Source organism: Brevundimonas sp., assembly GCF_046293315.1.
Lineage (GTDB): Bacteria > Pseudomonadota > Alphaproteobacteria > Caulobacterales > Caulobacteraceae > Brevundimonas.
In genome coordinates this window covers 64,515-79,806 of the sequence record NZ_JBKBPF010000009.1, presented here as the reverse complement: position 1 = coordinate 79,806, position 15,292 = coordinate 64,515, and the positions used below count along the sequence as shown (strand labels likewise).

The following is a 15,292-nucleotide window of genomic DNA, read 5'->3' as shown; positions in this document are numbered from 1 at the left end:
ATGGCCAATGCGGACAGGACCCGGTTCGGCGTGACCCCCGACGGCGAGGTCGTGGAGCGGGTCACGCTTCGAAACGCCGCGGGCATGCAGGTGGATGTGATCACCCTCGGCGCCTCTCTGCAGGGCGTCCAGGTTCCCGACCGCGAGGGCCGCCTCGGCCATGTGCTTCTGGGCCACGAGACGCTGGAGCCCTATGTGCGCCAGCCCCACTTCATGGGCGCCTGCGTCGGGCGCTACGCCAATCGCATCGGCGGCGCCGCTTTCACCCTGGACGGCCGCCCCTTCCGCCTCACCGCCAATGAAGGCGCCAACGCCCTGCACGGCGGCGTTCGAGGGCTCGACAAGGTAGTCTGGCGCATCCAGTCCGCGGACCCGCATCAGGTGGTGCTGCGCCACGTCAGCCCGGACGGCGACCAGGGCTTTCCGGGCGCGCTGACCATTACGGCAACCTACCGGCTGGACCCGGAGGCCGACCATCTGGACCTGATGCTGGAGGCCGTGACCGATGCGCCGACCGTGGTGTCGCTGGCCCCCCACGGCTATTTCAACCTGGCCGGGGCGGACGGCGATCGCGACGTGATGGATCACGCCCTGACCCTCGCCGCTTCTTCCTATACCCCGGTGGATGAGGACCTGATCCCCACCGGCGAGGTTCGCCCCGTGGACGGCACGCCCTTCGACTTCCGCACCGCCCGCCGCATCGGCGACAGGGTCCGCGACGGGCGGGACGCGCAGATCCGGATCGGCCGCGGCTATGACCACAATTTCGTTCGCGAGGACGGGCGGACCGGGACCCCGACCTTCACCGCACGGCTGGCCGATCCAGCCTCCGGCCGCGTGATGGAGCTGCTGACAACCGAGCCGGGGCTGCAGGTCTACTCGGGCAACTTCCTGACCGGAGAGCTGATCGGTCGGAACGGGGTGGCCTATCGGCAGGGACAGGGTCTGTGCCTGGAGCCCCAGAACTTCCCGCACGCGCCGAACCAGCCGGGCTTTCCCTCAGCGCGGCTCGATCCGGGCGACACCTATCGCCATCACACCGTGTGGCGGTTCTCCGCGGGGTAAATCACGACCAGCCGGGAGGACGAGCGTCCGACCCGGCTGGTCGCCTGGGCGTCACGCCGCGCGACGCTGGGCCGGGGCCAGGTCAAAGCGGTCGGCGTTCATCACCTGCACCCAGGCCGCGATGAAGTCCTTGATGAACTTCGCCCTGGCGTCCGAGGCCGCATAGACCTCCGACAGGGCGCGCAGCTGGGAGTTGGAGCCGAACGCCAGATCCGTGCGGGTGGCGGTCCACTTCTCCTCGTGGGTCTTGCGGCAGGTGCCGAGGAAGACCTCGTCGCCCCGGTCGTCCACTTCCTTCCACGCTGTGCCCATGTCGAGCAGGTTAACGAAGAAGTCGTTGGTCAGCTGGCCCGGCCGGTCGGTGAACACGCCGTGCTTCGAGCCGTCGTGGTTGGCGCCCAGCACCCGCAGTCCGCCCACCAGAACCGTCATCTGCGGGGCGCTGAGGCCCAGCAGCTGGGCCCGGTCGACCAGCACTTCCTCGGTCGGCACATTGTAGCGCACGCCGAGGTAGTTGCGGAAACCCTCGACCTTGGGCTCCAGAACGTCGAAGCCTTCGGCGTCGGTCTGTTCGGCGCTGGCGTCGGTGCGGCCGGGGGTGAACGGAACCTGCACCTCGTGGCCGGCGGCCTTCGCCGCCTGCTCGATGCCGACGGAGCCGCCCAGAACGATCAGGTCGGCGATGGAGACCTTGCGGCCGCCCGCCGCCGTGGCGTCGAACTCGGCCTTGATGCGCTCATAGACCTGGAGGACCTTGGCCAGCTGTTCCGGCTGGTTGACCTTCCAGTTCCGCTGAGGCTCCAGACGGATGCGCGCGCCGTTGGCGCCGCCCCGGTGGTCCGACCTGCGATAGGTCGAGGCCGAGGCCCAGGCGGTGGTGACCAGTTCGGACACGCTGAGGCCGGAGTCGGCGATCTTGCCCTTCAGCGTCTTGATGTCGTTGGCGTCGACCACCGGGTGATCCAGCGGCGGGATGGGGTCCTGCCAGAGCAGGTCTTCTGCCGGCACTTCCGGGCCCAGATAGCGGGCCTTGGGGCCCATGTCGCGATGGCACAGCTTGAACCAGGCGCGGGCGAAGGCGTCGGCGAACTGGTCCGGATTGGCGCGGAAGCGCTCGGAGATCGCGCGATACGCCGGATCCATCTTCATGGCCATGTCGGCCGTGGTCATCATGGTCGGGACGCGCTTGCCGGGGGTGTGCGCGGCCGGGGCCAGGGTCTCGTCCGGATTGCCCACCGGCTGCCACTGCTGCGCGCCCGCCGGGCTGCGGACCAGTTCGTACTCGTGGTCCAGCAGCATCTCGAAATAGGTCATGTCCCACTGGATCGGCGTGGGGGTCCAGGCGCCTTCGAGGCCCGAGGTGATGGTGTGGTCGCCCATGCCGCTCTCATGGCCGGACTGCCAGCCCAGGCCCTGCTGGGCGATGTCGGCGCCCTCGGGTTCGGCCCCGATCTTGGAGGCGTCGCCGGCCCCGTGGCACTTGCCGAAGGTGTGGCCGCCGGCGGTCAGGGCGACGGTCTCCTCGTCGTTCATGCCCATGCGGGCGAAGGTCTCGCGAATGTCGCGGCCCGACTGGATCGGATCGGGATTGCCGCCCGGGCCTTCCGGATTGACGTAGATCAGGCCCATCTGGATGGCGGCCAGCGGGCTTTCCAGCACCATCTCGCGGTCAGGCTGGATGCGGGTCTCGTTGCCTTCCTGGCCGACCCACTTCTCCTCGGTGCCCCAGTAGATGTCCTTCTCGGGCTCCCAGATGTCGGCGCGGCCGCCGCCGAAGCCGAACACGGGCCCGCCCATGGATTCGATGGCCACATTGCCGGCCAGGATCATCAGGTCGGCCCAGGACAGCTGGGCCCCGTACTTCTGCTTGATCGGCCACAGCAGACGCCGGGCCTTGTCCAGGTTGGCGTTGTCCGGCCAGCTGTTCAGCGGCGCGAAGCGCTGCGATCCGGACGTGGAGCCGCCGCGGCCGTCGCCGGTGCGGTAGGTGCCGGCCGAGTGCCAGGCCATGCGAATGAAGAAGGGGCCGTAGTGGCCATAATCCGCCGGCCACCAGGGCTGGCTGTCGGTCATCAGGGCGTGCAGGTCACGCTTCACCGCCGCATAGTCGAGGGCCTTGAAGGCCTCGGCGTAGTCGAAGTCGTCGCCCATGGGGTCGCCGCTGACCCCTTGCTGGTGAAGGATCTCCAGCGACAGCTGATTGGGCCACCAGTCGCGGTTCGTGCGTCCCAGCAGCGAGCGCAGGGCCCCCTGCTTCTTCATCGGGCAACCGAGGGGTCCGCCGTTCTGTTCACCGTCCATGATGTTCCTCCTTTTATCGCTGGCCAGACAACAACCGTAGCCGCTTCGAGATCAAAAGGAAAATCGATAAACTTTTTTTGCAGCGATAGATAAATCTATAGCAGGCGGCGTTTGAGGCCCCGGAGCCGAAAAAAACACTGTCCGAATTGTCCGAATTGTCCGAATTGTTGAAATCGACCTCCCTCCACGCATCGCGTGAGCCGGCAGTTTAAGGCGCCGCGGAGGGCGTGAGACCAAAAAGCGGATTCAGCGCCGGTCCCGCGCGGCGATTCGCCTGTCGGGCCAGGTTCCGCCACGCCGCGCATCACTGGTTTGCGCGTCCTTTCGCGGTTGCGTAAGACAGCAGTCTCCCCCACGCCCAACCCCGGATCGCTCATGTCCAGCCTGCAGTCCTCCGCCCTCGCGCGCGTCAAGCCTTCGGCCACCCTGGCCGTGACCGCCAAGGCGCGCGAGCTCAAGCGGGCCGGCCGCGACGTGATCGGCCTCGGCGCCGGCGAGCCGGACTTCGACACCCCCGACAACATCAAGCAGGCCGCCATCGCCGCCATCCAGCGCGGCGACACCAAATATACCGACGTGGACGGCACGCCCGAGCTGAAGGCCGCCGTCGTCGCCAAATTCGCCCGCGAGAACGGCCTGACCTACGAGACCAGCCAGATCCATGTGGCGCCCGGCGGCAAGGCGGTGCTGTACAACGCCCTCGTCGCCACCCTGTCGCCCGGCGACGAGGTGATCGTGCCCGCGCCCTACTGGGTCAGCTACCCGGACATGGTGCTGCTGGCGGGCGGCGAGCCGGTGGAGATCGTGGGTCAGGCCGCCGACGGCTTCAAGCTGAAGCCTGGGGTGCTGGAGGCCGCCATCACGCCGAAGACCAAGTGGTTGATCCTCAACAGCCCCTCCAATCCCACGGGCGCCGCCTACACCCGCGCCGAGCTGGAATCCCTGGCCGAGGTCCTGCGCCGTCATCCCCACGTCTGGGTCATGACCGACGACATGTACGAGCATCTGGTCTACGGCGGGTTTGACTACACCACCATCGCCCAGGTGGCGCCGGACCTTTACGAGCGCACCCTGACGGTCAACGGCGTGTCCAAGGCCTATGCGATGACCGGCTGGCGGATCGGCTATGCGGGCGGGCCCAAGCCCCTGATCGACCTGATGCGCAAGGTGGCGGGCCAGACCACGTCCAACCCCTCCTCCATCAGCCAGGCCGCCGCCGTCGAAGCCCTGAACGGGCCTCAGGACTTCATGGCCGTGCGCCGCGCCGCCTTCGAAAAGCGCCGCGATCTGGTGGTGGCCATGCTGAACGAGGCCGAGGGCATCACCTGCGCCACGCCCGAGGGCGCCTTCTATGTCTATCCGTCGGCCGAAGGGCTGATGGGCAAGACGACCACAACCGGCGTCGTCATCGACAGCGACGAGGTCTTCGCCCGCGAACTGCTGGAGGCCGAGGGCGTGGCGGTGGTGCACGGCGCGGCCTTCGGCCTGTCGCCCTTCTTCCGCATCAGCTACGCCACGTCGGAGGATGTGCTGGAGGAAGCCTGCAAACGCATCCAGCGGTTCTGCGCCTCTCTTTCCTGACGCGTCGCCGGGGGCTGGCTTCCGCCGGTTCGCGTGCCATATGTCGGGCTGAACCGCTGATCAGGGACGCCCCATGACCGACCCCGCCGCCCATGCCGCCGACGCCCGCATCGTCATCGTCGGCGCGGGTCATGCGGGCGGCTCGGCGGCGGCGTTTCTGCGCCAGTACGGCCATGGGGGCCCTATCGTCCTGATCGGCGACGAGGCGTCCATTCCCTACCAGCGCCCGCCCCTGTCCAAGGCCTGGCTGAAGGGCGAGGCGGACATCGCGGCGGTCGAACTGCGCCCCGCGTCCTGGTACGCCGAGAACCACGTGGACCTGCGCACCGAAACCGCCGCTGTCGCCATTGATCGGGACGCCCGGACGGTGACGCTCAATGATGGATCGGCTGTTCCCTACGACGTGCTGATCCTGGCCACCGGCTCGCGCGCCCGCCGGCTCGAGATTCCCGGGGCCGACCTGCCCGGTGTGCTCGCCCTGCGCACCTTCGCCGACGCCGAGGCGCTGAAGGCGGTGCTGGAGCCCGGCGCGCGGCTGGCGGTGATCGGGGGCGGCTATGTGGGGCTGGAGGCGGCCGCGTCGGCGCGGGCGCTGGGGGCCGAGGCCGTCATCATCGAGCGCGAGGCCCGCTGTCTGGCCCGGGTCGCCTGCGGGCCCCTCTCGGACTTCTTCCAGGACCTTCACCGCGCCCATGGCGTCAGCCTCGAGCTGAACGCCGGCGTCTCCGGCTTCGAGGAGGCGCACGGCGTCCTCACCGGCGTGCGGCTGGAGGACGGGCGCGTCATCCCCTGCGACATCGCCCTGGTGGGCGTCGGCGGCGTGGCCAATGACGAACTGGCGTGCGCGGCGGGGATCGCTTGCGAGAACGGGGTGGTGGTGGATCATCAGGCCCGCACCGGCGATCCCGCCATCTTCGCCATCGGCGATGTGACGTTCCGCCCCCTGCCCCTCTATGAGGACCGCTCGTTCCGTCTGGAAAGCGTGCCCAATGCGCTGGAGCAGGCCAGGCAGGTCGCCGCCGCCGTCACCGGCCGCCCTGCGCCTGCGCCCGAGACGCCGTGGTTCTGGTCGGACCAGTACGATGTGAAGCTGCAGATCGCCGGCCTGCCGTTCGAGGCCGATGACGTGGTGGTGCGCGGCGATCCGGCGGCGGGGGCCTTCGCCGTGTTCCATCTGAAGGGCGACCGCCTGCGCGCGGTGGAGGCGGTCAACGCCGCGCCCGAGTTCATGATGGGCAAGCAACTGATCGCCAGATCAACCCCGGTCGACCGCGCGAAGCTGGCCGATCCGTCGGTATCCATGAAGGCGGTGGCGCAGGCGTAAGCCCACCTCACCGGGCTCTCAATCCCAATGTCCCGGCGCATGGGGAAAGCTCAGTCGCTCGTAGTGGGCCAGATCATGCTCCGGCGGCGCATGGCCCTGCGGCATCGGCAGGCCGTTCAGGCTGCGCCAGTAGGCGATTGACGAGTCCCGCCACCACCGCGCCTCCTCCTCCTGAATGGCCAAGAAGTCCGCCACTTCTGAATGGCGGCGCGCGTCCACATGGTCGGCCAGTCCGGCCCAGGTGCGGCGCATCTCGCCCGTGGCCGCCACGCCCCGGTCGTAGCGCGCCACCAGTTCGTGCCACAGGGGCCGTCCTGACGGCATGGGATGGTCCCACGGCAGATGGTGGAACCACAGCAGAAAGCGCTCATCGATCCGCGCCAGGTCCGCGAAGCCGGCCGCAACCTCCGGCGCATACTGGCTCACCGCATTGCTGCCCGAGGCCGTGCGGTCGAAGCCGATGCCCTCGGCGTCGGCCCGGTGGAAATAGGTGGGGTTCCAGTCCGCGCGCGGCAGATCGTCCACCCAGGGCCCCGGTCCGTAATGGTGCCCGGTCGCCATCAGGTGGTTCAGGCCCAGCGGCGTCATGTAGTCCACCACCGCCTCGCGCGAGCCCATCATCATCTCGACCACCGGCTCCACGAACGCAGGGTCGGGCGAGAAGGTCATGGCGGTCCATTCACGGGCGATGGCCTCGGCGCCCAGCCCGGGATCCCACGCCAGCCGCCCGAACAGGTACCAGTTGGCCTGGTCGAACTGCGAGCCGGACCAGTTTCGGTCGCTGCCCGTATTGGCCACCCCCGCCATGCCGGTCAGCCGGTGGCCGAACAGCGAGCCGTCCACCACCCGCGCCACTGTCGAGCCCGGCCCGTGCACATGGGTGTCGGCGTCCAGCACCTCTTCGTACAGCGGGCCCAGCCAGGCCAGATGGGTGGCGAAACCGAGGTACTCCTTGGTGATCTGGAACTCCATCATCAGGGGGGTGTCGGGGGTCGCCCCGAACAGCGGATGGAACGGCTCGCGCGGCTGGAAATCGATGGGGCCGTTCTTCACCTGGACGATGACGTTGTCGCGGAACTGGCCGTCCAGCGGGACGAACTCGTCATACGCCTGCATGGCCCGGTCGGTGGGCACGCCGTCGTCATAGACAAAGGCCCGCCACATCACGACTCCGTCGTGAGGGGCCACAGCATCGGCCAGCATGTTGGCGCCGTCCGCATGGCTGCGCCCGTAGTCCTGCGGCCCGGGCTGGCCCTCGGAGTTGGCCTTGACCAGAAAGCCGCCGAAGTCGGGGATGAGGGCGTAGATCTCGTCGGCCTTTGCTCGCCACCAGGCCTGCACCCGTGGGTCCAGCGGGTCGGCCGTGTCCAGCCCGCCGATCTCCACCGGGGCCGAGAACCGCGCCGACAGATAGACCCGTACGCCATAGGGCCGGAACACCCCGGCCAGGGCCGCGGCCTTCTCCAGCCACGGCGCCGTCAGGCTGAGGGCGTCGGTATTGACGTTGTTGATGACCGTGCCGTTGATCCCGATGGCGGCGTTGGCCCGGGCGTAGTCGGTGTAGCGCGGGTCCAGATGGTCCGGCAGCTTGTGCCAGTCCCACAGCGACTGCCCCGCGTATCCCCGCTCCACGGTCCGGTCCAGATTGTCCCAGTGGTTCAGCAGGCGCAGGCTCACCGCCGGCGTCTCGCGGATGTTCAGGTCCGTCAGCGCCTGCCGGGTCTGGATCAGGCGCAGAAAGTGGAAGGCGCCGTACAGCGCGCCCGCGTCCCCGCCGCCGGCGATCACCGTGGCCGCATGCCCGTCCACGTCGACGCTGCGGATCACATAGCCCTCGGCGCCCAGCCCCGTCAGGTCCAGCCCCAGCGCCGCGATGGCCGCATCCCCCGCGCGCCCGACCAGCAACGCCCCGTCCCGGCTGACCGCCCTCGCCCGTTCCGGCGCCGCGCCCAGCAGGCCGGACAGCCCGCGCTGCAACTCGTCGACGGCCACGCCCAGAGTCGCGGAGTCGCCCACTGTCACCATTTGCGTCGCCGCCGCCCGGTAGCTTGTCGCCGCCCGGGCCTCCAGGGGCGGATAGCGCAGCCACAGGTCATAGCCGTCCTCGGCCTTCGCCACCCAGGCGGTGGTCAGGAACAGAGCGGCCGCGATCATCGCGGCGAGCAGGGCCCGCGTCATGGTCGTCCTCCCGTCGCCCGAGCGGCGATCATCGGCGTCTTTTGACACCTCTTGTTATCGCTACCATTTCACAGGCTTTCCCCGGCGCCAATGGGGCCGGGGCGGGTCAGATCAGGCCGCGCACCCTCAGCGCCGGCGCGAAGGCGACCGGGCGCGTCCCGGGCAGGCGCACGGTCAGGGCATCGTCGGTCTGCTCGAAAGCGACGGCGCTCGCGCCCAGCAACTCCACCGCCTGAACCGCCCGGCCGTCCATGGCGCGGCGGCCGAGGCTGGTGATCCGCAGGGGTCGCCCATCCTCGGGCCAGTCCATGGCGATGGCGTAGAGCGTCTCGCCCTTCGCCGTGAACCGCACGTCGGCGGCGGTGAAGGGCCCCACGGCCCCCTCGCCGTGCATGCCCTCGCGGATTTCGGTGGGGCCCTCGCCCCAGATGCGCCACGGGCGCGCGCCGTGGATGGCCTCGCCGTTGATCGCCATCCAGGCGGCCATGTCGCCCAGGATCGCCGCCTCCTCCGCGTCGATGGACCCGTCCCCGCGCTGGGGAATGCTCAGCAACAGCACGCCGTTCTTGGAGACCACGTCCGCCAGCCGCTGAATCACCGCCTTGGCCGGCACATAGGACCGGTCGCGGAAGCGGGCGCGGTTGTAGTGCCAGTCACCGATGCAGGTGCAGGTCTGCCACGGCTCGTCGCGGATTTCGGTCAGAAAGCCGCGCTCCACCGACTCGGTGACGCCGCGACGCTGATCGACCGTCAGCCGCTTGCCCGTGACCACCGGCAGTTCGCCGCGCCAGTTCAGCGACGCGTTGTAGAGGTGGGCCGTCGCCTCCAGGCCGTGGTGCTCCAGCGGCAGGCCGTAGTTGTCGAAATAGACGAAGTCGGGCCGGTAGCGGTCCACCAGATCCCGCTGCCGCAGGGCCCAGTTGGCCGCGAAGCCGGGGTCGTTGGCGGGAATGGTCTCGATCCACTGGCCGCTGTTGGCGTCGTGGAAGGCGTTCATGGCCGCGATGCTGTCGATGCCGTCCGGCGGCGCCATGGTCGCGCCGGTATAGAGCGCCTGGGGGTCCAGCCCTTCCCACCACGTCCCGATCCCGTCCTGACGCCGCAGCCGCGCGGCGTCGTAGCGCACGCCCGCACGCGCGCCTTCGGGGTCATAGCCATAGGCCGTCTGCCACCAATGCCAGGCGTGGGCGCCGTGGTTGGAGACGCCGAAGCGCAGGCCCCGCCCCCGCACCGCCCGCTCCCACCTCCCGACGATATCGATCCCCGGCCCGACGCGGGTGGTGTTCCAGTCGTGGTGGGCGCTGGCGAACATGTCCAGATTGTCGTGGTGGTTGGCCATGGAGACGATGTATTTCGCCCCCGCCGCCTCATAGAGGTCCAGCAGCGCCTCGGGGTTGAAGGCCTCCGCCCGCCAGCGCCCGATGAATTCCACGAAGCCGAATTCGGACGGATGCCCGTATGTGGCCAGGTGGTGGTCGTAGACCGGGTTGCCCTGCTGGTACATCTGGCGGCCGTACCAGTCGCCGGCCTCGGGGACGCACTGGGGACCCCAGTGGGACCAGATGCCCAGCTTGGCGTCGCGAAACCAGTCCGGCGTCCGGTAGCCTGCGATCAGCGAGCCCCAGTCCGCCCGGAACGGCCCGGTCGCCGCCGGGACCGTGGCGCATCCGGCCAGCGCCAGTCCGCCGGCGCCGGCCAGCAGGCTGCGTCTCGAAAATCCGCCCGTCATCTCGGTTCTCCATAAACCACGCCGCGGCCGTCGGTGGCCACATAGACCCGGCCGGGAAGGCGCGGATCGCCCGCCACCGCCCGGTAACGGCGGGCATATTCATGGTGGTCGTCATTGACCCTCAGCCAGGCTCGGCCCGCGTCGTCGGACCGATAGATGCCCAGCACCCCGTCCCGCTCACCGATGGCGTAGAGCGCCGGATAGTCGTGGCCCGGCATGGGGGCGCCGAAGTCCATGGACCGCACGGCCACATCGCTGTCGACCCGCTGGAAACGCTGGCCGCCGTCGAGGGAGCGGTACAGGCCGCGCGTGGACACAAACCACAGGTCGCCGTCGCGACCCGGCGTGGCGCGCAGGGAAAAGGCGATCTCGCGCCAGTGGGGCTGGTCCCGCCACAGCTCGTCGGGCAGGCCCCGACTGGGCATAGGCGCGAAGGTCGCGGCGCCGTCCACGCTGACAAACCAGTCGCCCGAAGCGAAATCCACCGCATAGAACAACAACGGATCATGCCGGTCCGCCACCGGCCGGGCCAGCAGCGGCAGGCCCTGCACCGGCCGCCAGGTCGCGCCCCGGTCGCGGCTCAGAACCGGCCGGGGTGTGGCGACCACGAAGGTCTCCCCGTCCGCCGACACGGTGATGGGGGCGTCCCGGTACAGGTCCATGCGCGGGTTCTGCGCCGCCTCCGGATCGGCGGCGGGCGCGGGCCGGCCCAGCGGCCGCCAGCTTCGCCCGTGGTCGTCCGACCAGGCCAGGGTCGAGCCGTCCGCGCCGTCCGACCCGACGCCCTCATGCGGCGTGCCCGAGCGCACCACGATCTCGGGCGCATGCCACGCGTAGTCGATGCCGTTGGTGTTGCCGAACACCGGGGTGCTGAACTGCAACGTCGGCGAGGTGTCCAGGTCCTCATGGGCAAAGCCGGAGATGTCGCCGAAACCGGTCAGCAGCGGTGGCCCCTCCCGCGGGCTGACCAGGGTGATGACGGCGGTCTGCTCGATGCCGTTCACCCAAGGGCGCCAGCGGGTCGGGGCGCCCTGGTCTGCCGCGCCCAGATTGCGCGTGGCGTACAGCGTCGCCCCGGTGCCATAGACCATGTGGTCTGCGTCGAACGGATCGATGGCCAGGGCCGCGATCCACCAGCCGAAGTCCGGGTCGTCCAGTCCCCAGTACAGGAACGGCGTCTCGCTCACATCGCGCACCGCCTGTTCGCGCAGGCTGGTCCAGCGCCGGCCGTCGTCGGTGGTGCGCCACAGGGTGTCGCCGGGCCGCCAGCGGTTCAGGGTGGAGACCATCACCACGCCCGGCTGGTCCCGCGCCACGTCGAGGCCCATGAAGCCGCCGCTTCCCGGTTCGTGGGGCGGGGTGATGTCGCGCCAGTCGCCGCTGTCGAGATCCAGTCGCCAGACCGCCCCGTCGGTCACCCCGTTCGGGCCGACGCCCCGGGTCCAGGTGGTGTAGAGCACGCCGCGCGCGTCGATCACCCCCTTGACCGGCGACAGGCCGTCGGGCCCGCCGTCCAGCCGTCGCCAGCTCCGGCCGCCGTCGTCCGAGCGATAGAGGCCCTGCGCCCCGTCGTCCGCCACACCCGCCAGAATGACCGCGCTGCCGTGCCCCGGCGCGCCACTTCGGGCGTCGAACAGGACGAAGCTGATGCCGGGATTGGTGGGTTGGCCCTGCGGCGGGACGCCTCGCCCGGCATGGGGAAAGCTCGCAACCCGCCGCCAGGTCCGGCCATGATCGTCGCTGCGCTGAAGCCCGTGGTGGCGCGATCCGAAATACAGCACCGCCGTGGCGTTGGGATCGACCGCCAGCCGTTCGCCCAGGCCCCGGCCATCCTCGTTGCCGCCCATGGGGAAGTCCACGGGATGGGTGCTCCAGGTCTCGCCCCGGTTCGCCGAGCGCAGGATGGCGGCGCGCCCGCCCCGGTGCATGCCCACCGCCGCATAGACCACGTCAGGGTCCACCGGGTCCGGCGCGATGCTCTCCACGCCGTAGAAGCTGGATTCCGCCTCGTCGTCCTGCAATGGAACCCAGCGGTCCAGCGCCGCGTCGAAGCGATAGGCCCCGCCCATGTCCGAGCGCGCGTAGGCCAGACCCGGCTCGATCGGGCTGAACACAACCCCGGGAATGAACCCGCCGCCGCCCACCGTCACATTGCGCCAGACGTAGTCCGCGTCCTGCGCCGTGACGGTGACGGGCCACAGCAGGGCCAGAATCAGAACGAGCGTCAGGCGTGCAGACATGGCGGTCCCTCCCCAGGGCGACAGATCGCGGTTGCCGTTCCGGCGTACTCGCGCGACAGTGATAGCGCTAACGGAATAACAGTTGACACGATTGCCACCTATGCATCAAGTTTGCACTGGTAAAAACGAGAGCCGCCGTTCGAGCTGGCTCCGGGGGAGTGAAATCTGCATGGCCGACGGCCGCGCCCTTCCCCTGAGTCCGCGTCGCGCGACGACCCGCGTGTTTGCGTCCGAACCCTGAGCGAACTTCCGGCGCGATCGCACCCGCGGTCGCGCCGTCCCTTTGTCCGCCCACCAAGAAATCAGTCCTGGGGAGGTCCTGATGATCCATAGCCGCCGCTTCCTGACCGCGACCACGGCCGTCCTGGCCCTGTCCGCCGCCGCCTGCGCCTCGGCGCAATCGGTCGATCTGCCCGCCCCGGTTCCGGCCGGCGCGGACATCCCCGTGTCCGACGACGCCCGCGCGGACCCGGCCAACTGGCCCGCAAGCGCCACGCCGGACGGCATCACGGATGCGGCGACCGAGGCCTTCATCACCGAGTTGATGAGCCGCATGACGCTGGAGGAGAAGGTCGGCCAGACCATCCAGGCGGACATCTCGGCCATCACGCCCGAAGATCTCGCCATCTATCCGCTGGGCTCGATCCTGGCGGGCGGCAATTCCGAACCGGGCGGCGACGCCTACGCCTCGCCCCAGGCCTGGCTGGATCTGGCGCTGGCGTTCCGCGAGGCGGCGGCGGCGCGCGGCGGGACGGCCATTCCGCTGATCTTCGGCATCGACGCGGTTCACGGTCACAACAATGTGGTTGGGGCCACCCTCTTTCCGCACAACATCGGCCTGGGCGCCGCGCGCAATCCGGAGCTGATCCGCCGCATCGCCGAGGTCACGGCGCTGGAGGTGGCGGTGACCGGGGCTGACTGGACCTTCGGTCCGACGGTGGCCGTGCCCCGCGACGACCGCTGGGGCCGGGCCTATGAGGGCTATGGCGAGCATCCCGAGATCGTGGCGTCCTATGCGGGCGCGGTCACGCTGGGTCTTCAGGGCGAGCTGGTTTCCGGGCAGCCTCTGGCGGCCGGTCGCATCGCCGGATCGGCCAAGCACTGGCTCGCCGACGGCGGCACCCTGAACGGAGCCGACCAGGGCGACGCGCAGATCACCGAGCGCGAACTGATCGACATCCACGCGGCGGGCTATCCGCCCTCCATCGATGCGGGCATCCTGACGGTCATGGCCAGCTTCTCCAGCTGGAACGGCGTCAAGCACACGGGCAACCCCACCATCCTGACCGACGTGCTGCGGGGCCCGCTGGGTTTTGACGGCTTCGTGGTCTCGGACTGGAACGCCCACGGCCAGATGCCGGGCTGTTCCAACGAAAGCTGCGCCGCCGCCTTCAACGCCGGCATCGACATGGTCATGGCGCCCGACAGCTGGCGACCCCTGTACCAGAACACCCTTGAGCAGGCGCGCTCGGGCGAGATCGGCATGGCGCGTCTGGACGAGGCCGTGCGCCGCATCCTGCGGGTCAAGGTCAAGCTGGGCCTGTTCGAGTCCGAAGGGCCGGCCAGCCGCGCGCTGGAAGGCCAGTTCCAGCATCTGGGCGCGCCGGAGCACCGCGCCGTGGCCCGCGACGCGGTGCGCCAGTCGCTGGTGCTGCTCAAGAACGACGGCGTCCTGCCCATCCGCGCGGGCGCCAACATCCTGGTGGCCGGGGCCGCGGCGGACGACATCGGCCAGGCGTCGGGCGGCTGGACCCTGACCTGGCAGGGCACGGGCAACCGGCGCGAGCACTTCCCCAACGGCCAGTCCATCTGGGAAGGGATCGAGGAGGCCGTGACCGAAGCTGGCGGCGCCGCCACCCTGTCGGCCGACGGCTCGTTCGACACCCGCCCCGACGTGGCCATCGTCGTCTTCGGCGAGACGCCCTATGCCGAGTTCCAGGGCGATGTGGAGCATCTGGACTTCGTGCCCGAAGAGCCGCTGGAGACCCTGCGCACGCTTCAGGCCCAGGGCATTCCTACCGTCTCGGTGTTCCTGTCCGGGCGGCCCATGTGGACCAATCCGGAGATCAACGCCTCGGACGCCTTCGTGGCCGCCTGGCTGCCGGGCGCGGAAGGCGGCGGCATCGCCGACGTTCTGATCGGGGACGCGGCGGGTGCCCCGCGCCACGACTTCACCGGAACCCTGTCGTTCTCGTGGCCACGTACGGCGGTGCAGGGGCCGCTGAACGCCGGACAGACCGGCTATGACCCCCTGTTCGCCTATGGCCACGGCCTGTCCTACGCCCGGCCGGGCGAGGTTCCCGCGCTGAGCGAAGAGTCCGGCGTCACCGGCGCGGCGGCGAACCCGGACCGCTACTTCACCGAGGGGCGCTTTACCCCGCCCTGGTCGCTGGCCCTGCGCGATGCAGGCGGCGAACGGCGTTTGGGCCAGGAGGCTTCCGGCGCCAGCCCGCGCGACGGCGTGACCGTGCGCTCCGCCGACGGCTCGGCGCAGGAATCGGCCCGGGCGCTGGTGTTCTCCGGGGACGGCGGCGTGGCCAACATCTCGGCTGCGCCGGTGGACCTGACCCGCCAGACCAACGGCGAGATGGCCATCGGTTTCCGCTACCGCGTCGATGCGGCCCCTACAGGTCCGGTGTTCCTGACGCTGGACGAGGGCATGGTCGACATGACGCGCATCTTCGGCGCGGCGCCCATCGGCGAATGGCGCGAGATCAAGGTGCGCCTGTCCTGTCTGCGCGACGCCGGGGCCAATGTGGCCGAGGTGTCCGAGCCGTTCGGCCTGAGCACGGCGTCCGCCTTCGCCGTCAGCTTCGAGACCGTGCGGCTGGCCTCCAACGAAGGCGACGCGGTGTGCCCGACCGACTAGACTGA

General features: G+C 69.8%; 8 protein-coding genes. 4 read left to right on the top strand and 4 right to left on the bottom strand.

The window, feature by feature from the left end:
* On the top strand, positions 1-1,065 hold the full coding sequence (locus tag ACK4SE_RS09795; protein ID WP_409691833.1) for an aldose epimerase family protein: 1,065 nt from the start codon (positions 1-3) through the stop codon (positions 1,063-1,065).
* 51 nt (positions 1,066-1,116) lie between these two features.
* Here the strand turns inward: ACK4SE_RS09795 and katG are convergent, their stop codons facing one another.
* A complete protein-coding gene (gene katG / locus ACK4SE_RS09790; RefSeq protein ID WP_409691831.1) occupies positions 1,117-3,366 on the bottom strand; it encodes a catalase/peroxidase HPI in 2,250 nt (749 codons plus the stop codon).
* 375 nt (positions 3,367-3,741) lie between these two features.
* Here katG and ACK4SE_RS09785 point away from each other — a divergent pair, with 375 nt between their 5' ends.
* Together ACK4SE_RS09785 and ACK4SE_RS09780 are read left to right on the top strand one after the other, a co-directional pair.
* Entirely contained in the window at positions 3,742-4,947 is a 1,206-nt protein-coding gene (locus ACK4SE_RS09785; protein ID WP_409691829.1) for a pyridoxal phosphate-dependent aminotransferase, read from the top strand.
* Positions 4,948-5,020: 73 nt separating this feature from the next.
* The gene (locus tag ACK4SE_RS09780; RefSeq protein WP_409691827.1) at positions 5,021-6,271 is read left to right on the top strand and encodes an NAD(P)/FAD-dependent oxidoreductase; all 1,251 of its coding nucleotides are present in this window, start codon (positions 5,021-5,023) and stop codon (positions 6,269-6,271) included.
* An 18-nt stretch (positions 6,272-6,289) separates the two neighbouring features.
* On the opposite strand, the gene ACK4SE_RS09775 is transcribed toward ACK4SE_RS09780, so the two are convergent.
* From ACK4SE_RS09775 to ACK4SE_RS09765, 3 genes are all read right to left on the bottom strand, one after another.
* Positions 6,290-8,449: an alpha-glucuronidase family glycosyl hydrolase gene (locus tag ACK4SE_RS09775; RefSeq protein ID WP_409691824.1), complete on the bottom strand. Its 2,160-nt coding sequence runs from the start codon at positions 8,447-8,449 to the stop codon at positions 6,290-6,292.
* 106 nt (positions 8,450-8,555) lie between these two features.
* On the bottom strand, positions 8,556-10,178 hold the full coding sequence (locus ACK4SE_RS09770) for an alpha-L-fucosidase (RefSeq protein WP_409691821.1): 1,623 nt from the start codon (positions 10,176-10,178) through the stop codon (positions 8,556-8,558).
* Positions 10,175-12,418, bottom strand: a complete 2,244-nt coding sequence (locus tag ACK4SE_RS09765) for a hypothetical protein (RefSeq protein WP_409691818.1) — start codon at positions 12,416-12,418, stop codon at positions 10,175-10,177. Before ACK4SE_RS09765 ends, ACK4SE_RS09770 begins: the two co-directional genes overlap by 4 nt.
* 322 nt (positions 12,419-12,740) lie before the next feature.
* Here ACK4SE_RS09765 and ACK4SE_RS09760 point away from each other — a divergent pair, with 322 nt between their 5' ends.
* Positions 12,741-15,287, top strand: coding sequence for a glycoside hydrolase family 3 protein (locus ACK4SE_RS09760; RefSeq protein ID WP_409691815.1), 2,547 nt, complete (start codon positions 12,741-12,743; stop codon positions 15,285-15,287).
* Positions 15,288-15,292 lie beyond the last annotated feature (5 nt).

Excerpts from the sequence above, each read along its gene's own strand:
- ACK4SE_RS09795 (WP_409691833.1), top strand. The coding sequence starts at position 1 with ATGGCCAATGCGGACAGGACCCGGTTCGGCGTGACCCCCGACGGCGAG.
- katG (WP_409691831.1), bottom strand. The coding sequence starts at position 3,366 with ATGGACGGTGAACAGAACGGCGGACCCCTCGGTTGCCCGATGAAGAAG.
- ACK4SE_RS09785 (WP_409691829.1), top strand. The coding sequence starts at position 3,742 with ATGTCCAGCCTGCAGTCCTCCGCCCTCGCGCGCGTCAAGCCTTCGGCC.
- ACK4SE_RS09780 (WP_409691827.1), top strand. The coding sequence starts at position 5,021 with ATGACCGACCCCGCCGCCCATGCCGCCGACGCCCGCATCGTCATCGTC.
- ACK4SE_RS09775 (WP_409691824.1), bottom strand. The coding sequence starts at position 8,449 with ATGACGCGGGCCCTGCTCGCCGCGATGATCGCGGCCGCTCTGTTCCTG.
- ACK4SE_RS09770 (WP_409691821.1), bottom strand. The coding sequence starts at position 10,178 with ATGACGGGCGGATTTTCGAGACGCAGCCTGCTGGCCGGCGCCGGCGGA.
- ACK4SE_RS09765 (WP_409691818.1), bottom strand. The coding sequence starts at position 12,418 with ATGTCTGCACGCCTGACGCTCGTTCTGATTCTGGCCCTGCTGTGGCCC.
- ACK4SE_RS09760 (WP_409691815.1), top strand. The coding sequence starts at position 12,741 with ATGATCCATAGCCGCCGCTTCCTGACCGCGACCACGGCCGTCCTGGCC.